This is a genomic window from Halosimplex carlsbadense 2-9-1, from assembly GCF_000337455.1.
Classification (GTDB): Archaea; Halobacteriota; Halobacteria; order Halobacteriales; family Haloarculaceae; genus Halosimplex; species Halosimplex carlsbadense.
Window position 1 is genome coordinate 184,610 of sequence record NZ_AOIU01000018.1, and the last position, 18,627, is coordinate 203,236.

The 18,627-nt window shown below is 65.0% G+C and carries 19 protein-coding genes; 17 read left to right on the top strand and 2 right to left on the bottom strand.

Annotated features, from left to right (window positions below):
• Nucleotides 1–12 precede the first annotated feature (12 nt).
• On the top strand, nucleotides 13–1,242 hold the full coding sequence (locus C475_RS08410; RefSeq protein WP_006883386.1) for a CaiB/BaiF CoA transferase family protein: 1,230 nt from the start codon (nucleotides 13–15) through the stop codon (nucleotides 1,240–1,242).
• Nucleotides 1,243–1,254: 12 nt separating this feature from the next.
• Here the strand turns inward: C475_RS08410 and C475_RS08415 are convergent, their stop codons facing one another.
• Entirely contained in the window at nucleotides 1,255–1,884 is a 630-nt protein-coding gene (locus C475_RS08415; protein WP_049930307.1) for a TetR/AcrR family transcriptional regulator, read from the bottom strand.
• 141 nt (nucleotides 1,885–2,025) lie between these two features.
• On the opposite strand from C475_RS08415, the gene C475_RS08420 reads away from it, so the two are divergent.
• From C475_RS08420 to C475_RS08435, 4 genes are all read left to right on the top strand, one after another.
• Nucleotides 2,026–3,381 (top strand): amidohydrolase family protein, encoded by a 1,356-nt coding sequence (locus C475_RS08420; protein WP_049930309.1) that lies wholly within the window; start codon nucleotides 2,026–2,028, stop codon nucleotides 3,379–3,381.
• Between the two features lie 85 nt (nucleotides 3,382–3,466).
• A complete protein-coding gene (locus C475_RS08425; protein WP_006883389.1) occupies nucleotides 3,467–4,348 on the top strand; it encodes a fumarylacetoacetate hydrolase family protein in 882 nt (293 codons plus the stop codon).
• 166 nt (nucleotides 4,349–4,514) lie between these two features.
• On the top strand, nucleotides 4,515–5,357 hold the full coding sequence (locus C475_RS08430) for an alpha/beta fold hydrolase (protein WP_006883390.1): 843 nt from the start codon (nucleotides 4,515–4,517) through the stop codon (nucleotides 5,355–5,357).
• Nucleotides 5,358–5,462: 105 nt separating this feature from the next.
• Nucleotides 5,463–6,947, top strand: a complete 1,485-nt coding sequence (locus tag C475_RS08435; protein WP_006883391.1) for a glycoside hydrolase family 43 protein — start codon at nucleotides 5,463–5,465, stop codon at nucleotides 6,945–6,947.
• Nucleotides 6,948–7,014: 67 nt separating this feature from the next.
• Here the strand turns inward: C475_RS08435 and C475_RS08440 are convergent, their stop codons facing one another.
• Nucleotides 7,015–8,025 (bottom strand): TatD family hydrolase, encoded by a 1,011-nt coding sequence (locus C475_RS08440; RefSeq protein ID WP_006883392.1) that lies wholly within the window; start codon nucleotides 8,023–8,025, stop codon nucleotides 7,015–7,017.
• A gap of 131 nt (nucleotides 8,026–8,156) precedes the next feature.
• Here C475_RS08440 and C475_RS08445 point away from each other — a divergent pair, with 131 nt between their 5' ends.
• The 12 genes from C475_RS08445 (at nucleotide 8,157) to C475_RS08500 (ending at nucleotide 18,548) form a co-directional block, all read left to right on the top strand.
• Nucleotides 8,157–9,200 (top strand): WD40/YVTN/BNR-like repeat-containing protein, encoded by a 1,044-nt coding sequence (locus C475_RS08445; RefSeq protein WP_049930311.1) that lies wholly within the window; start codon nucleotides 8,157–8,159, stop codon nucleotides 9,198–9,200.
• A complete protein-coding gene (locus C475_RS08450; RefSeq protein ID WP_006883394.1) occupies nucleotides 9,201–9,596 on the top strand; it encodes a DoxX family protein in 396 nt (131 codons plus the stop codon). It begins immediately after the preceding gene.
• A 140-nt stretch (nucleotides 9,597–9,736) separates the two neighbouring features.
• Complete coding sequence (locus tag C475_RS08455) at nucleotides 9,737–10,297, top strand: NAD(P)/FAD-dependent oxidoreductase (RefSeq protein ID WP_006883395.1); 561 nt, start codon at nucleotides 9,737–9,739, stop codon at nucleotides 10,295–10,297.
• 197 nt (nucleotides 10,298–10,494) lie between these two features.
• Entirely contained in the window at nucleotides 10,495–11,133 is a 639-nt protein-coding gene (locus tag C475_RS08460) for an NAD(P)-dependent oxidoreductase (RefSeq protein WP_006883396.1), read from the top strand.
• A gap of 332 nt (nucleotides 11,134–11,465) precedes the next feature.
• Entirely contained in the window at nucleotides 11,466–13,154 is a 1,689-nt protein-coding gene (locus tag C475_RS08465) for a hypothetical protein (protein WP_006883397.1), read from the top strand.
• 1 nt (nucleotide 13,155) lies between these two features.
• Complete coding sequence (locus tag C475_RS23050) at nucleotides 13,156–13,818, top strand: hypothetical protein (RefSeq protein ID WP_152436353.1); 663 nt, start codon at nucleotides 13,156–13,158, stop codon at nucleotides 13,816–13,818.
• Between the two features lie 216 nt (nucleotides 13,819–14,034).
• A complete protein-coding gene (locus C475_RS08475; RefSeq protein WP_006883399.1) occupies nucleotides 14,035–14,259 on the top strand; it encodes a hypothetical protein in 225 nt (74 codons plus the stop codon).
• Between the two features lie 319 nt (nucleotides 14,260–14,578).
• Nucleotides 14,579–15,505 carry a hypothetical protein gene (locus C475_RS08480; protein WP_006883400.1) on the top strand — a complete coding sequence of 309 codons (927 nt, stop codon included), beginning with the start codon at nucleotides 14,579–14,581 and terminating at the stop codon, nucleotides 15,503–15,505.
• Between the two features lie 49 nt (nucleotides 15,506–15,554).
• Entirely contained in the window at nucleotides 15,555–16,388 is an 834-nt protein-coding gene (locus tag C475_RS24880; RefSeq protein ID WP_235728442.1) for a hypothetical protein, read from the top strand.
• Between the two features lie 377 nt (nucleotides 16,389–16,765).
• Entirely contained in the window at nucleotides 16,766–17,383 is a 618-nt protein-coding gene (locus tag C475_RS08490; RefSeq protein ID WP_006883402.1) for a hypothetical protein, read from the top strand.
• The gene (locus tag C475_RS24885) at nucleotides 17,358–18,053 is read left to right on the top strand and encodes a DUF3396 domain-containing protein (RefSeq protein WP_235728443.1); all 696 of its coding nucleotides are present in this window, start codon (nucleotides 17,358–17,360) and stop codon (nucleotides 18,051–18,053) included. Before C475_RS08490 ends, C475_RS24885 begins: the two co-directional genes overlap by 26 nt.
• A 60-nt stretch (nucleotides 18,054–18,113) precedes the next feature.
• On the top strand, nucleotides 18,114–18,548 hold the full coding sequence (locus tag C475_RS08500; RefSeq protein ID WP_006883404.1) for a hypothetical protein: 435 nt from the start codon (nucleotides 18,114–18,116) through the stop codon (nucleotides 18,546–18,548).
• The last annotated feature ends 79 nt before the right edge of the window (nucleotides 18,549–18,627 follow it).

Here is an 18,627-nt window from a genome sequence, read left to right on the forward strand (position 1 = left end):
CCAACGGCGGGTATGGTAGCCGATGGCAAGATACTGGACGGGATCACGGTCGTCGACCTCTCGACGTTCGTGACGGGCGGGTTCTCCTCGTCGATGCTGGCGAACCTGGGTGCCGACGTGGTGAAGGTCGAACAGCCCGGGTACGGCGACGCGATCCGCCACACGGGGCCGCCGTTCATCGAGGGCGAGTCGCCCTACTACTGGACGGTCAACTACGGCAAGCGCAGCGTCGAACTCGACCTCAAGAACGACGAGGCGCTGGACGCCCTGTACGACCTGATCGAGGAGACCGATATCTTCGTCCAGAACTTCCGGCCGGGGACGGCCGAGCGCCTCGGGGTCGACTACGACACCCTCAGCGAGCACAACGACGAGCTGATCTACCTCGCCATCTCGGCGTTCGGCCAGACCGGCCCCTGGCGCGAGCGGTCGGGCTACGATCTCCTGATTCAGGGGATGGGCGGGATCATGGACGTGACCGGCGAGGAGGGTCGCCAGCCGGTCAAGGTCGGGCTTCCGATGACGGATCTGATCACCGCGATGTGGGCCGCCTTCGGCGCGACGAGCGCGCTCTACCGCCGGGAGTTGACCGGCGAGGGCGAGTACATCGATCTCGGGATGTTAGAGTCGGTGTTGCCGTGGCTCACGAAACAGGCCGGGCAGGTGTTCGCCGACGAGACGCCCAAGCGGATGGGGACGAAAGACCCCGTACTCGCGCCGTACCAGACCTTCGAGACCGAAGACGGCTACATCAACGTCTGTATCCTCAACGAGAAGCTCTGGGGCGAGCTCTGCGAGGCGATCGACCGCCCCGAGTTGGCCGACGACCCCCGTTTCGACCAGAACAGCGACCGGGTCGAACACCAGGACGAGCTGGAGGCCGAGATCGAGGCCACGCTCGCGGAGCAGACGACCGACGAGTGGATCGAGATCATCGCCGAGGACAACGGGGTCCCCGCGGGCCCGGTCTACAGCGTCGAGGAGGCGCTGACCAACCCGCAGGTCGAAGCGAGGGGGGCGATCGGCGAGATCGAACACCCCGAGATCGGGGCGGTTCCGGTGGTCGAACACCCGCTGAAGTTCGAGAACGTCGACAGCGGCTTCGAGCTACCGCCGCCGCTGCTCGGCGAACACAACCGGGAGGTGTTCCGCGACCTGGGATACAGCGAGGAGAGACTGGACGAACTGGAAGCGATGGGCGTGTTCGGCGCGGACGAGGGCGGAGACGGAGACGACGGGTAGGAGCGGACGGGGTCAGTCGTCGGTGGTCTCGCGGTCGGCCAGCAGCGACTCGACGATGTACTCGTCGACGGCCCGGCGAGCCTGTTCGGGGGCGTCGTCGTGGCCCAGGGAGATGCGACGGCCGCGGGCGGCGTGGATGGCGTCGGTGATCAGCTGGCCCACGAGTTCCGGGTCGACCTCGCGGAAGACCCCCTCGTCGATGCCGTCCTCGACGACCTCGACGATGCTGCCTCGGATGCGCTCGTAGTGCTCGTTGAACAGCTCGCGGTGGCGCTCGTCGTTCTGGGCGTGGGCGTACAGCTCGTGGTACACCTTCATGCGGTCCCAGTGGGAGAACTCCTCGAACTCCGGACCGAACAGGCACTGCTCGACCCGGGCGTCGAGTTCGGTCCGCAGGTCGGCGCCGGCGTCGACCGCGACGCTGCCCTCGTACTGGTCGATGACGTACTCCAGAAACGAGGACATCAAGTCGTACTTCCCGTCGAAGTGGTAGTGGATGACCTGCCGGGTCAGCTCCATCTCGTCGCCGATGTCGCGCATCCGGAGGTCGCTGTAGCCGTGCTCGCTCAGCGCGCGGAAGGTCGCCTCCATGATGACCTCCCGCGTGTCCTTCGACCCGACTGTCTCCTCTGTACTGCCCATACCTCCACTCTATCCACTCCCGTATTTATATTGATGGTTCGCCGCAACGCCGACGGACCGCCGGGAACGACGTAGGAACTTACCGCACGGTCTTACTGCCCGGTAAACTTATGACCGCTCGGTCGAACGGTACGGGTGAACATGACACGAACGATCATTCGGAATGGGACAGTCGTGTCCCTCGACCCGGACGTGGGGCAACTGGACGGGGCGGACGTGCTCGTCGAGGACGGCGAGATCGTCGAGATCGGGCACGGGCTCTCGGCGTCGAACGCCGAGGAGATCGACGCCAGCGACCACATCGTCCTGCCGGGGTTCGTCGACTCCCACATCCACCTCGCCCAGACTCAGGTACGGGGCATCGCCGGGGACTGGTCGCTCATGGGCGAGTACTTCGACCACATGCTCGGCAACATCACCGGGCTCTATCAGCCCGAAGATATGTACCTCGGCGGTCTGTTCGGCGCCTTCGAGAAGCTCCACACGGGGACGACGACGGCGCTGGACTGGTCGTACCCCAACACGCTCGAACACGCCGAGCGGGCGGTCGACGCGCTGCAGGACGCCGGACTGCGCACGGTGTACACCTACGGCCCGCCGGGCGACGACTCGGCGAAGTGGTGGTACGAGAGCGACGTGGGTCTCCCCGAAGAGAACATCCGCGCGATCCACGACGAGCGGATCAGCGACGACGACCTGCTCGGCCTGGGACTCGGGCTCCGGGGACCGGACTTCTGCGTCGACGAGACCGCCCGCAGTGACCTGGAACTGGCGCGGGATCTGGACGCCATCGCGACGGTCCACATGGGCGCCGCGCTGTGGCCCTCCTCGGACTACGGCGACGACTACCAGGGCTTTGGCTGTCTGGAGGGCATGCTCGGTCCCGACGTGAACGTCGCCCACGGGAACCACTTCTCCCAGGAAGACGTCCAGCACGCGGTCGACGCCGGGGTCTCCTTTTCCTCGACGCCCGAGGTCGAGATGCAGATGGGCCACGGTATCCCGGTCACCGGGAAGGTCCTCGACGCCGGCGGCCGGCCGGCGTGGGGCGTCGACGTCTGCTCGGCCGTCAGCGGCGATATGGGGAGTCAGATGCGCATCGGGCTCCAGCTCCAGCGCATGTTCGACAACCAGGAGATCATCGAGGGCCACGAGGAGGTCGGCGAGGTGAGCATCTCCTGCCGGGACACCCTGGAGATGGCGACCATCGAGGGCGCGAAGGCGCTGGGGATGGACGAGGAGATCGGGACGCTCACGCCCGGCAAGCGCGCGGACATCCAGCTGCTCCGCACGAACGATTTCACGACCGCGCCGAACCACGACCCGGTCCAGACCGTCGTCTTCCAGGCCGACCCCTCCCACATCGACACGGTGCTGGTCGACGGCGAGGTGGTCAAGCGCGACGGCGAACTGACCAATCCCCTCGTCGACGAGGAGTTCGACCGGTTCGTCGCCTCGGGCGAACGCCTGCTCGACGAGGCGGGCATCGACGCATGACCGGGACCGCCCTCGCGACCACAGCGGCGTTCCCGAGCGAGAACCGACCGGACTTTGCGACGCGAGCACGGATCGCGACACGACAATGAGAGTAGGACAATACAGCGCGGACGGCGAACAGCCGTGGTGTGGCATCGAAACCGACGAGGGCGTCGTCGCCCTCCCCGAGGCCGGCGCGGCCGCGGGCGTGGACATTCCGCGGACGACCGGCGAGCTGCTGGCGACCTGGGAGTGGGAGCGCAAGGCCGAGCTGGCCGTCGAGCACGCGACAGAGACGGGCGAGGGGCTGTACGACCCCGACGGCCTGGACCGCCACGCGCCGGTGGGCGACCCCGAAAAGGTCGTCTGCGTCGGGCTGAACTACCGCGACCACGCCGAGGAGGGGGGCAACCCGATCCCCGACACGCCCGTCCTCTTCTCGAAGTTCCCGACGACGGTCAACGGGCCCGGCAACACCGTGCGCTGGGACCCCGATCTGACCGAAAAAGTCGACTACGAGGCCGAGCTGGTCGTCGTGATCGGCGAGGAGACCCGCCGGGTCGACCCCGAGGAGGCGATGGACCACGTCGCCGGCTTCACGATCGGCAACGACGTGTCGGCCCGGGACCTCCAGCACGGCGACGGCCAGTGGATCCGCGGCAAGAGCCTCGACGGCTTCGCGCCGACGGGCCCGGATCTGGTCACGACCGACGAGGTCGACGACCCCCACGACCTGGACATCTGGACGGAGGTCAATGGCGAGCGCCTGCAGGACTCCTCGACCGAGGAGTTCATCTTCGGCGTCGACGAACTGGTCTCCTTTTGCAGCCAGGCGTTCACGCTCAAACCCGGCGACCTGCTCTTCACCGGGACCCCGCCGGGTGTCGGCGTCTACCGCGAACCGCCCGTCCTGCTGGAGGACGGCGACGAGGTGACCGTCGGCGTCGAGGGGCTGGGCGAACTCACCAACGACTTCGCGTACGAGTGAGCGCCCGTGGCGCCCCGAGCGTCGACGGCGGTCGTAGCTGACAGCGTCTCGCGTCGCGACGAGTAGCACCGGCCGGTCGGACCGACCGCCCTGCAGGGGCGCTCCAGACTGCCACCGTCTGCCGGTGTCGTGTATTTTATACGCCCCGAACGACAGTTTCGGGACAATGAACGAACGTCCCGAGATCCCGGACGGCTGGGAGCGCGGATCCGTCGAGGCCAACGGGATCGAGTTACACTACTGTCGCACCGGCGGGCGAGGGCCGCCGTTCGTCGTCTCCCACGGCTTCTCGGACGACGGGTACTGTCGGCTCGACCTCGCCCGCGAACTGGCGGACGACTTCGACGTGGTGCTGTACGACGCTCGCGGCCACGGCCGTTCCGACGCCCCGGACGAGTCGTACGGCGCTCCCGAGCGGGCGGCCGACCTGCTCGGGTTGCTCGACGCGCTCGCGATCGAGAACCCGATCCTGTTCGGCCACTCGATGGGCGCCGACACGGTCGCGGCGGCCGCCGTCCGCAGTCCGGACCGGCCGCGCGCCGTCGTCCTCGAAGACCCCGTCTGGATGGTCGAGGGCAGGGACGCCCCCGGCGGCGGGTCTGAGGACGAGGGGCGCGGTGAGGGTCTGGCGGAGCAGATCGCACGGTGGCAGGACGCCAGCGTCGAACAGGTCTTCGAGGACGAGGCGTGGCTCGGCGAACTCGCCGAGTCGAGCGAGTCCGACCTGGCCCACCGCATCGCCGACGCCAGGCGCCGTCTCCGACCCGAGGTCACGCGGGTCTTCGAGGCCGGACTGCTCGACCACCGCGAGGTCTGTGGCGACATCGAGGCGCCGACGCTGGTCCTCAAGGCCGACGCCGAGGAGGCGGTGCGCGAGCGCGAGCGAGCGATAGCCGATAACCTCTCTGACGGCCGACTCGTCCACGTCGAGGACGCGGGCCACACCGTCTTCTGGGACGAGCGCGAGCGTGCGACCGAGGAACTCCGGACGTTCCTCGCGACGGTCTGATCGCAGTCGCGAGCGGCGTCGGGCGTCCGCCGCGTCGCACACCGTCGCGGCCGACGAACTGCCGATACCGACAGCGTGATTGTTGCCCGACAAGAGGTCGACTCCATGCAGTACGAGAACCCCGTCCTCCCGGGTTTCCACCCCGATCCGACCGTCTGCCGAGTCGACGAGACGTTCTACCTGGCGACCAGTTCCTTCGGGTACGCCCCCGGCGTCCCGCTGTACCGGAGCCGGACCCTCGCCGACTGGGAACCGATCGGTCACGCGCTGACCCGCGAATCTCAGCTTCCGCTGGACAACGCCGGCGCCTCGGGAGGCATCTTCGCGCCGACGCTGCGCCACCACGACGGGACCTTCTACCTCGTCACCACGAACGTCAGCGACGGCGGACACTTCGTCGTGACCGCCGAGGACCCCGCTATGGAGTGGTCCGAGCCGACCTGGGTCGACGCGCCGGGGTTCGACCCCGACCTGTTCTTCGAGGATGGGACCTGCTATTTCACCTACCACGCCGACGACCCGGACGCCCCCATCCAGCAGGCCGAGATCGACCCGGAGACTGGCGAAATCGGCGATCCCCACACAATCTGGACAGGGTATCGCGACCCCTACGCCGAGGCGCCACACGTCTACGAGCGCGACGGGACCTACTACCTGGTCGTCGCGGAGGGCGGCACCCACGCCGGCCACATGGTCGTCGCGGCGCGGGCCGACGACCCGACCGGACCGTACGAACCGCACCCGGACAACCCGATTCTCACCCACTGGGGGCGTCCGCGCGACGAGATACGGGCCGTCGGCCACGCCGACCTCGTGCGGGACGGGAACGGACAGTGGTGGCTCGTCTGCCTCGGCATCCGCCAGCACAGCATGTGGCCGCGGTACCACCACCTCGGCCGCGAGACGTTCCTCGCGCCCGTCGCGTGGGAGGACGGGTGGCCGGTGGTCAACGGCGGAGACCCCATCGAGACGGAGATGACGGCACCGCTCCCCGGCGAGCGGCGGGGGGAGTCGACGGCGGTCGAACGCACGGAGACGACGTTCGACGGCGACCTCGGCGTCGAGTGGCAGTTTCTCGGCCACCCGGACCGCGAGCGCTTCGAGACGGACGGGGACGGCCTCGCCCTCCACGGCGGGCCGGAGACGCTGGACGAACCGGGCGCCACGTTCGTTGGCCGACGACAGACGGCACTCGACTGTCGCGCCGAAGCGACGCTCGCGTTCGACCCCGCCGAGGGCGAGGAAGCCGGCCTGTCCGTCTTCGCCAACGACCGCCACCACTACCAGCTAGGCGTCACGCGACGCGACGGCCGCCGCGAGGCCGTCGTCCGGCTCCGGATCGGCGACGCCACGGACGTGGCCGCGCGCACGCCGGTCGACGCGCGGGTCGACCTCGCGGTGGCGGCCGAGGCCGAACAGTACCGATTCCTCGTCGACGGGAAGGAACTCGCGACGGCGTCGACGCGGTACGTCTCGACGGAAGTGGCCGACGGGTTCCTGGGCGTCACCGTCGGCCCCTACGCCACCGGTCGCGGACGGACCTGCGAGGATCCCGCAGTGGTCGAGCGGTTCGTCTACGAGTCCCGTTGAGGGGAGTCGCCGCTTCGGACCAACCGACGGTCGCTCGCGTCGAGAGTCGGCCGAGTCGGGCGCGAGACTACGCCCCGAGGTCGAACACGTCGCGCGGGTTCTCCCAGACCACCTGCCGGATGTCGTCGGGGTCGATGCCGTAGCGGTACAGCTCGAATATCGCCCGCTTGAGCGCGAACGGGTCGGTCTTGAGGACGTTCGCGCAGTCGGTGTCGACCATGATCCGGTCGGGGCCCCAGCGGTCGATGGCGTTCGCCACGTCGGCGGCGTCGACGCCGACCAGCCAGGAGTGGCCGATAGTGAAACTCGCGTAGCAGTCGGTCTCGTCCATGACGTACTCGATGTTGTTCGGATCGGCGTGGGAGGCGACGACGCGCTCCTCGGGGAGGCCGGCGTCGTTGGCGGCCGCCACGTCGATCTTCACGGCCTCCAGATGGGGGTTGTCGCCCTCGATGACCGGCGCCTGGCCGAGGCCGGTGTTCTTCTCGTAGCCCGGCGTGCCGCCGGGCGGCCGGACGTACTCCCGTTTCGAGTCGGTGCCGGTGTTGGGCGTGTGGAGGATGACTGGCAGGTCGTGGTCGGCCGCCAGCGCCATCTGGGCCTCGACGACGGCGCGTTGCTCGTCCAGGTTCCAGGCTTCGGCGTGCTGGGCGGGCGTGACGCCGGTCTCGCCGACGGTGACGACCTCGTCGAGTTCGCAGTAGTCGGCCATCGCGTCGAGCAGTTCGTCGGGGTTCTCGATACGGACGCCGGTGTGGACGCCCAGCCCGAGTTTCGCTTCGAAGAAGTGGTCGCGCTCGATGGCCGCCCGGCGGTTGACGGCGTCGTCCCAGAGGTAGCGCACGTCCTCGGCGCGGACGGGCTTGTAGGGGGTCCAGTGATAGCCCGAGGAGACCATGATCATCCCCTCGCAGCCCGACAGCGCGTAGCGCTCGCGGTCGGCCCACGACAGCGTGTGTGCGTGGTTGTGCGCGTCGATCCAGGGCATGTTCAGCAGTTCGGTCGGCGGGTCGATCCGGTCGGCGTCGTCGAGATACGCCGCGTCGGTCGGCCGCCTCGTGGCCTGTGGTCGTGTCATGGTGGTCTTTCGGTGTCCTCCGGCACCGCTCGTCGCGTCGGGACCGCTCTGACACCCCTTCGCTCGCCTCACACTTAGCGTTTTACAGCCTGGTAAACCTTTATGAGCGGCCGATCCTTTTGTGCTACTGTATGCCATTGTTGATCGGGACAGACGCGGGACTGCACCGGGTGGACGACGTCCCGTTCGGGGACGGCGCGACCGAGCGGGTACTGGACTGCGGCGTCGTGACGGCGGTGAAGACCTTCGACGCGTTCGGGGGCGTGTTCGTCGCCTCGTCGGAGGGGGCTTTCCGGTCGACGGACGGCGGCGACACCTGGGAGGATCTAGGGGTGCCCATCGGCGACCGCTTCTGGCACGCCGGGACCAGCGAGGTGTGGTCGATCCTCGGGACCGACGACGCGCTCTACGCCGGGACGAACGACCCCTACCTCTTCCGCTCGACGGATGGAGGCGAGACGTGGTCCGAGCTGAAGGGGTTTCGCGACCTCCCCTCCCGAGGTCACTGGGAGTCGCCGATCGACCCCCACTACGCCCGGCTCCGGGCGCTGGAACAGGTGCCCGGCCGCCCCGAGCGACTGATCGCTGGGGTCGAAGCGGGCGGCATCCACCTCAGCGACGACGGGGGCCAGACCTGGACGGATCGGCGCGACACTATCGTCGACGACGTACACCAGGTCCTCCCCCTCTCCGAGGACGTGTGGCTGGCGACGACTGGCTATCTCGACCACGATCTCGAAAATCTGGGGCTGGGCCACGCCGTCGGCGAGGGCGGCCTCTGGCGGACCGTCGACGCCGGCGAGTCGTGGGACCGACTCGACCGCGCCAACGACTTCTCGTACATCCGGCGGGTGTTCGTCCACGACGGCCGGGTGTTCTTCTGCGGCGGCGAGGAGGCCCCGCCGGCGTGGGTGAACGACGAACACGGCGTCGCGCTGTTCGAGTCGACCAACTTCGGCCGGGACTTCGAACGCGTCGAGTACCCCGGCGAACCCCATCAGGTGATCGAGGACTGGGCGGTGTACGAGGGGAGCGTCGTCTGCGGGTCGGGCCTGTTCGACGTGCCCGACGCCCGCGACGACGTGCGCGGTCGTATCATGCGACGGACCGACGGCGGCGAGTACGAGACCGTCGGCCGCGTCGACGCCAACGTCAGTCGGATCGAGGCGATCTGAATGGGGGACGAAAGCACGTCGCCACCGTCGGCGCTCGGCCGCCTGCTGTACAGCGGCGTCCTCGCGTACATGGCGCTGGATGGCTTCCGCAACAACGAGAAACGCGTCGAGGTCGCCGAGGAGAGCGGCGTCCCGATGGCCGACGTGATGGTCCCGTTCGTCACGGGCATGCTGTTCGTCGCCAACCTCGGCATCGCCCTGTGGAAGTACCCCCGTGCGTCGGCCGGCGCGCTGATCGTCTTCTTCCTCGGGACGACGCCGGCCATCCACAACTTCTGGACGATGGAGGGCAAAGAGCGCCAGGGCAACAAGATCAACTTCCTGAAGAACCTCGCGCTGCTCGGCGGCGCCGTCGTCCTCCTCGAAGCGGCCGACCGCCAGCACCCCGAGGACTGAACACCGTCACGAGCGTCGCTTCCGTCCGCTCGCACGCGACCCCCCGTTCGGTGACCTGGTCGGCCGCCCGAGAACCGGCCGGTGTTGCCCGCTTTTACCGAAGAGTAAAACCTATCCCCCGGCGGCCGCCATTGAGGTGTATGGTAGACGTAGCAGTCGTCGGCGGCGGTCCCGCCGGCCTGAGCGCAGGACTGTACGCGGCGAAAAACGACCTGGACACCGTGGTCTTCGACACCGACGAGTCGTGGATGCACAAGGCCCATCTGTTCAACTACCCGGCGATCCGGAGCATCAGCGGCGACGAGTTCCTCGAAGTCACGCGCGGGCAGGTCGAGGACCGCGGCGCCGACCTCGAAGACGCCGAGGTGACGGCCGTCGAGGAAGACGGCGACGGGTTCGCGGTCCACACCGACGACGAGGCGTACGCGGCCGACTACGTCGTGCTCGCGACCGGCGGCGACCGCGACCTCGCCGAGGACCTCGGCTGTGCGTTCACCGACGAGGACGTCGTCGACGTGACCGTCGACATGGAGACCTCCGTCGAGGGCGTCTACGCCACCGGCGCGATGGGTCGCGCCGAGAAGTGGCAGGCCGTCATCGCCGCCGGCGACGGCGCCGCCGCCGTGCTCGACATCCTCTCGAAAGAGAAGGGCGAGTACTACCACGACTTCGACATGCCGTCGGACGTGCCCGACCTGTAACCGGGTTCTCCCGTCCCTTCTCCCGCTTTCCGACCAATCAGTAGCGGTCCGCTCGATGTCTGGACCCCTGTCGTCGGTCGCGAACGTCGGGCCGGTTACACTCGCGTCCCCCGATTACTCTCGGGTCCGGGAGCGCCTATGAGGGTGGCGCCCATCGATATGAGTGACGCGTGACGCGAGTCACGAAGACACCACCAATGAACGTACTCCTACTCGGTGCGAGCGGCATGATCGGACAGCGTATCGCAGACGAACTCCTCGACCGCGACCACGCGGTCACGGGTACCTCCCGCAGCGGTGCGGTCGACGGCGTGACGGGCGACGACTTCGACACACTCGCGCTCGACGCGACCGACGCCGACGAGATCGCCGACGCGGCCGCGGACCACGACGCCGTCATCTCCGCGCTCGGCCCCGCCGAGGACGCGGACCTGGACATCCTCGTCGAGATGGCCGACGCGACCCTCGACGGGCTCCGCGCCAGCGAGACCGACCGCCTGCTGTGGGTCGGCGGCGCCGGCAGCCTCTACGTCGCCGAGGACACCCAGTTCATCGAGACCGAGGACTTCCCGGACGAACTCGTCCCGCTCGCCCAGGCCCACATCGACGCCTTCGAGGTCGTTCGCGAGGCCGACGATATCGAGTGGTCGTACCTCGCCCCGCCGGGGATCATCGAGCCCGGCGAGCGAACCGGCGACTACCGCACCGCCGAAGGCGACCTCGTCGTCGACGACGAGGGCGACTCCTACATCACCTGCGAGGACTTCGCTATCGCCGTGGCCGACGAACTCGAAGCGAGCGAGGAAGTCCACTCGCACCTCGGCGTCGGCTACTGATCGCCGACGACGCGTCCCGTCTCCTCCGCTGAACACGCGCCCGAATAGACTCGCGCGACCGACGGCAACGACAACCGAAGCGAGTCGTCGGCGTCCAGCGCGAGAACTTCTACAGCGCGGTCGCGGGCGAGCTCTACACCGGGACGATCATCGACTCCGTGGTCGCCGAGAAGTTCGGCACGGTCTCCGGGTTCTCGTCGAGCCTGGGCGTGTTCTTCAAGGACGTCTCCTCGCTCATCGACGAGCCCGAGCAGCTCTACTAGGGACTCACCCAGCTGTACGACCTGGTCAGCGAGCAGGGACTGGGCGCCGCCGAGACGCTCGTCACCGCGATGGTCGCCGACGTCCAGCAGAAGCAGGCCCGGAACAACCCCTACGGGTCCCAGGACTCGAAGGAACACCCCGATCTCTACGAGACCTTCAGGACCAACTGGTACAAGGGGTACGCGGCCGGGTTCCTGAGCAAGGCCGTCATCGGCGGCGGCGCCGCCAGCAGGGCCAAGTCGACGCTGAAAAGCGCCGACCGCGTACAGGACCTGAGCGACCGCCTCGCCAGTACGGGCGCGCTCCGTGCGCTCTCGCGAGTCAGCGACGCGACCGACGCCGCGAAGGCACGCGCGACCGCCCGCATCCTGCTGGCGGCCGACGACGCCGCCGGACCCGTCGTCCGGCGGGCCGACACCGCCGGGCAGGCCGTCCGGCTGTGGCGGTTGGGTCGCGCGGCGGACGCCGACCTCGACGCCTTGCCCGATGCGAACCAGCGCCGTCTGGGCGACGTGCTCGCGCGCGCCGACGGTGAGGCCGCCGAGACCATCCAGCGCATGGACCGCGCGGTGCTCGAAGATTTCACCGCGCCTGACGTCTCTCCGGCCGTCCGCGTCCGCCTCCCCGGGACGTACGCCGACCTCGACGCGGCAAGACGGGCGGACCTCACGCAGACCATCGACGGCGACGGCCGCGCCGCGCGCAACGCCGCCACCCTCGACTCCGACGGTGTCCGTGACGCGCTGGACTTCTACTGTGGCGGCGTCAGCGCCAGTGTCAGCAGTCTCGGTGCGCCCGGTCTGAGCGCCGACCGCTTCTACAGCGGCGGGCTCCAGGATCGCTGTTCGATTCAGACCGACTTCGAGTCCAACCTCTGGCAGATCGACAGCGACCTCCGGGAACGACTGGACCGTAGCACGCTTCAGACCGTACAGGACAACGATCTCGGTAGCGAAGCCGCACAGTACCTCCAGCGTAGCGGCGACGTTGGCGGACAGCGGCTACTCAACGACCTCGCCGACGCGGACGACGACCGTCTCGACTCGTTCCTCACCTACCGCGTCGAGACCGACGGCGACGTGCCCGATGATCTCGCCGACGGTGTCCGGCGCAGTCTCACCAGGGTCTACGACGACGGACGGATCTCCTCGGGAGCCATCGGCGAGATTACCCGCGATATCGACGCATTGACCGGAAACGACCAGGTGGACGGGCTCTCGAGTGTGTTAGCCGACGATGTCTACGGTACCGGCAACTGGGACAATATCAAGGGAGCGCTCTACGAAGTCAGGATCGCTAACCAGCGTATCGTCGACGACTTCGAACCCGGTGACGAACTCGTGATGGGGTACAAACCGAACGCCGAACTCGACGACTTCGATTACGATTCCCTGAGTCAGACCGATATCGAGGCGATTGCCCAAGACACAGGCCTCTCTGAGAGTACAGTCGAAACGTATCTCAAATACGGTCAGAGCGGAGATCCAGACCCGGAATTCGACTCACTTGTAGTGATGGATGGAGAAAATGCAGTCTACTACGAGGCGAAGTCAGGAAGAGTCTCTACGGCCGACATAAAAAAGAAGGCGACGTTCCTCAAGGGTCTCGAACGTCAAGCCGATATTACGCAGACGGAGATGCGCCTCATCTCTCGGCTTCCCCGCTCTGATAGCGATGTCCGAGGGGTTGCATGGGACTTCGTCGATAAGAAACAGTGGGGCGACTCATCGCAGCTCGAGTGGGATTGGGGCCAATAACATGACTGATTCAATCGAAATATCTTTCCTACTTTCCGCCGGTGACGTAGCAGATCCGTACGCCGAGCTGGTCGAAACCCTGTCGAAGTCGGACGGATATCAGATCCCAAATGACAATGAACGCAAGGACCATCACTCCAGCGTCATCCGTAGCGCAGACGTGGCGAATTTCATTTGTGATTTGATAGGTCACGATGCGGGGTCTGATTGGTCCTCACTACCGTCGGCACCAGCGATCGAACTCGAAGTCGGGTCTGAGACTTTCACAGTCGGAGACGCGCCAGAGCAACAACTCGAAACAGTGCTCGAGGTCGTCGAAACCATTTATTCAGCTCTCGATGACTGCATCTTTGGGTACGGGCTCGACATAGAACATATCGGGAGTCTCGTCGAAGGCCGAGAGCTGGGCAAACCGATGACCGATGAAAGTCTCGCGGAGAACCGGATCAACGAAGTAAGTTGGCTGATGCTGTTCGGACCGGAGTTGGTCGCCGAATACGGTCGGGAGTGGCTGTTGAGCGCCCCCGCCTGGAAGCGCGAGGAACTCGACGACGGTGCGATCCTACTCGTCGCTAGTCCCGACCCAACCGACTACGAGCAGTTCTCAGAAGACCGCGACATTCTCCGGACGTACTTCGACCGCCGAGGGAACGACAGCGAGTAACAAGTCAGCGTCCGCACCGAGGACCGCCCCGGCTGGGATGTCATCTACGGCCGCCAGAAAGGTGGGCGCGACTCCGGGATCGACCTCATCGCCAAAGACCCCGACGGTAACTACGTCGTCACCGAAGTCAAATTCACCGGCAAAGCCAAGGAGATCAAGGCCAGTCGGTTCAGTTCCACGCGCGAGACTGATTTCGATTCCGGGAAAGCCAGACAGATGGAAACCGAATGGATCCAAGATGCGTTCAGCGACGAGATCGAGAGCGCCGATCTGGATGTCTCGGGAGAATATAAGGACCTCCGACTCTCAATCGAAAACAAAAATTACCGCAGAGAAGCTCTCGTCGTGCAAGACGCGGGGACGGTGGAGACGATCGGTGGCGATCTCGGAAGCCGGGTCGATGAGATCACCCTCATCCGAACGAATCGAGTAACAAAGTAAACACCCGCTCCCAGATCAAGGAAACTGTTCCATTCCACCAACCATACTATTCACAACACCGATGAACACGAACAAATTAGCGCATGAGGGGTATCTTGAGGACGCACTGGATGCGCTCGAACGGCGGGACTACTCTTGGAACGAGGATTTGATCGACGTCGAGAGCGTCCCAACCCCGTTGTACAACACGGCTAGAAGTTTCGAGAAGTTAGCCAAAGTTGCTGCACTGTTCGATGCGACACGCCAATCACGAGAGTGGTTCCGGGAGGCCGCTCGGTTCCATCTCGAACAGGCCCACGCGAATCGACTGCGCCGAGACATGCTCTCCCGCGGTGATTGGTGCGGCGAGCCACAGCGGTTCACCCGCGCGCTCCGCGACGCACTGGTGAGTCGCGACGACCACCTCACCGCCGAGATCGCGACCGAAGCGCTCGGTATGGACGAGTGCTATCTCGACGAGTTCGCCGACGACTACACCGACTTTCCCGCGTACTACTACGGGGCGAAAGCCCTCGCCGCGTTCGCGCTCGACCACGAACGAGCGCCGGAACTGCTGGCACACCTCGAAGAGGGCATCCAACGACTCGACGATCCCGGGCAGTTCTGGACGACGATATCGGACTACTACCACGCGCTTCTCGACAGGTCACAGGCCGACGCACAGGCAGCCCTCGACGGATTATTCGACTACTACGCCGGGAACCGTCCAGAGCCGGACGACCCCAAACACTTCGTACTCCACGAGATCTGTGCGTATATCCTGCTCGCACGAAGGTACGGGCTCGACATCACCATCGATTCCGAGCGTGTTCCCGCAGCGCTGACGCGAGAAGATGTCCCCGCGGACGACGTGGAACTCGACATCGACCTGAGCGACCTGACGTTCAAGAGCGATGTCGGGCTGTTCGAGTTGGAACGTGACGACGACGGAACCCCGGTGATCGCCGGTCGGATCTACCATCCGGGCGGTGCGGAAGTTACAGCAGCGGATGTCCCCGAACGTGAGGCCGGGCGCGTGCTCTCCGACGACTGGATCGAGGCGGCCCTCGACGAAGCGTCGTGGCGCGACCACTACGGCGACGACCTGGTCAACGAGGCGAGGGCGGCGTTCGAAGACGGTTCGCTCGTCCGGAAACTGGTCGTCGTGCAGGACCGTACCGACGGGTCCCTCTTCGACGAGTCGCTCACCGAGCTACCCGTCGACGACATCGAACTGATGAAAGGCGCCGGTAAGCGGGGGAACTAGCGGTCGTCTACGCCCATCCAGACCGGGATAGCGACCAAGCGGGGGAAACATGAACAAGCCATCAATCGTCGCTACCGTCCACACGTCGAAAAATCGGTCGACCACTGTGCCAGAGATATCAGCCGCGATATCTGCTGCGGGGATCGAGGATATGGCTGAAATTGCGGGCGAAGGTAGCCAACCATCGACGAGGCTCTCGAACGAGACTGGAACTAGAAAAATGACAGACTCCATCTTCGTGGAATTTGTGTTCGCAACCGAAGATCTGGAGGGAGCGTACGTCGATCTGATCGACTCGCTTTCCGGATTAGACAATTACAGATCCTCGCGACGCGATGACCGCCACGAGTACTATGGACGGGTTATTCGCGACGCTGAACCGGCGAGTTTCAGCTGTGCACTGATTGGCTATGAAGCGAATGCGGACTGGTATACCCTACCGTCAGAGCCTGCAATCGAGATGGAGATCGGTACGGGTTCGTTCTCCATCGGTGACAAAACAGAAAATCGGGTTGATCTCCTGATAGAGATGATCGAATCAATATCGGGAGTTCTCGATGAGTACATCTACGCGTTCGGACTGGACACGGAACACGTCGGGAGTATTGGTAAGGGCTGGGGACCGGACAAACCGGTCACGGACGAGAGTCTCGGGGAGAACCGGATCAACGAGGTAAGCTGGCTCATGCTGTTCGGGTCGGAGTTGGTCGCCGAATACGGTCGGGAGTGGCTGTTGCGCGCCCCTGCCTGGAAACGTCAGGAACTCGACGACGGTGCGATCTTGCTCGTCGCCAGTCCCGACCCAACCGACTACGAACAGTTCTCTGAAGACCGCGACATCCTCCGGACGTACTTCGACCGTAGAGGAAATGACAGCGAGTAACGGGGGAGCGTCCGTACCGAGGACCGCCCCGGCTGGGAGGCCGTCTAAGGCCGCCAGAAGGGTGGGCACGACCCCGGGATCGATAGCGCAAGCGTCACCGGCTATCTCCGACAGCAGAGGTTCTCGGTAGGCGCCAGCAGGTGAAGACGAGGTAGTCGTCGCCATCGACCGAGCGTATCTCGACGCCGACAGAGACAGCGCCGACGCGGACGACATTGAGCGGACAGTGATCGATCAACTCGACGTGGACACGGATGCATCAATAGATACCGATATCAACGTGGAAATCGTCGCGCACGACGATGTATAGCTGCGTCGAGGACAGGGCAGTCCGAACACCCGGCAGATATTTAGACTGAAAACTGTATCATGACAAAATGAACAACACTGCCCTCATGTCCGCCATCATCGGCGGACAGGACATCTCAGACCCCGAGCGCGCGACGAGAGCCGCCGCCGAGGCCGCTGGACTGGAACTTTCGCGGGTCGACGGTGACGGGGACGACCCGAAATTACGGGCCAACAGTCGGAACGTGCTGGTAGTGCTACTGACCGGGAACGACGACTACCGACCCACCCAGACGGTCAACTTCGACACCGCCCTACACGCGTCGAACTGGAACGACCCCGACAGCCACCACGAGCGGCTCGACGGGGGTCTCGAACTGCTCCGACAGCTTGCGGTCCGCTTCGACGCCGATTACGTCCCGTTGTTTGATGAGATGCGTTGGGCCGAAGTGATCCCATCCGGGACGCCCCTCGCTGAACACGTCGACTCCCACCCGGAGTTAGCGATCTACTCGGAGTCGCTGCTCGCGGATCTGGGTGGGGTGGATTCATACTTCGACGACGATCCCTGGCGAGTGGTCGACGCCGGAGCGGACAAGACACTCGTCGTCGCGACTGACGAGCCGTGGGGCGAAGCGTGCTGGACAGACAACTCGTTCGACGATCTCCGGATCATCGGAAATGGGGGACAGAGAACTGATGGTTGATACACTTCCTGTCGATTTCATCGTCAGCGAAGGCGATGAGCGAACAGTCTTAGAATCGATCATCAAGGCCACTTCCGACGTAGATGGGTATCGAGCCGAGTGGCGTGATGAAGCGTCTTCAGTATCGCTGGTCAGGCAGACGAAGAACTCGACGTTTCCCTCAGTCGTTACCGGCCACGAGTCCGGTAGTCCGAACCGAAGTTACATGCTCCCGTCGACCACTGGAGTTGAGCTGCGTGTGTTCGTCGACGAGTTTGAGATTGACGACAATGTCAGCGAGAGGACTGAATTGCTCCTCGATCTCGTCTTGCAGATATACACGGCTACGGAAGCAGTCGCGTATGCGTACGGCCTCGACACGGAGCATGTCGGTAGTCTCGTCGAAGGCCGAGAGCTGGGCAAACCGATGACCGATGAAAGTCTCGCGGAGAACCGGATCAACGAGGTGAGCTGGCTGATGCTGTTCGGGCCGGAGTTGGTCGCCGAATACGGTCTTGAGTGGCTGTTGCGCGCACCTGCCTGGAAGCGTGAAGAACTCGACGACGGCGCAATCCTGCTTGTCACCAGTCCCGACCCAACCGATTACGAGCAGTTCTCCGAAGACCGCGACATCCTCCGGACCTACTTCGACGGCCGAGGGAACGACAGCCAATACACAGACAGGTCGTGAGCGAAAACGGGTTGATCATCGACACGTATCCGGATTCGGCCGTTGACCCCTTCGAGTAACATGCCAATCCAAGTCACAATCGAGCGCGTGGAGTCGACGAGGGAATACGACGGCATCGTGTATTCCCAGCGAGTAGTAGCGACGCTGTTTGATAGGACGACTATCGGCCTCTTCGACCCGAACACGGCGGTAACACGTGAGATGATCGGGACCGAACAGCGGCTGCAGATCGGTGTGTTAGTCGACGAAATCACTCGGGTAGATGAACTGAGAGAAAGTGTCAAACCATCGTCCGACGATCCGACCAGCTGGCACGGACACACCTACTCGGGCACACTCACCCAAACGGAGACCATCGAAGACGCCACGGAGCTACACCTCGACTTCGGGGTGGGTGACCTCACCGTCAGTCTCAGACGTTCACCCAGTGACCTCACTGTGGGTGACACCGTCGAACTGAGGGCACAGCGAAGCGACATCAAACAGGTATTGTGACGAGATGAGATCCCGGCGGTACCGACCGGATCCATACCATAATTATAAACAATAGTCAAATCATCTTCAGGTACCGAGG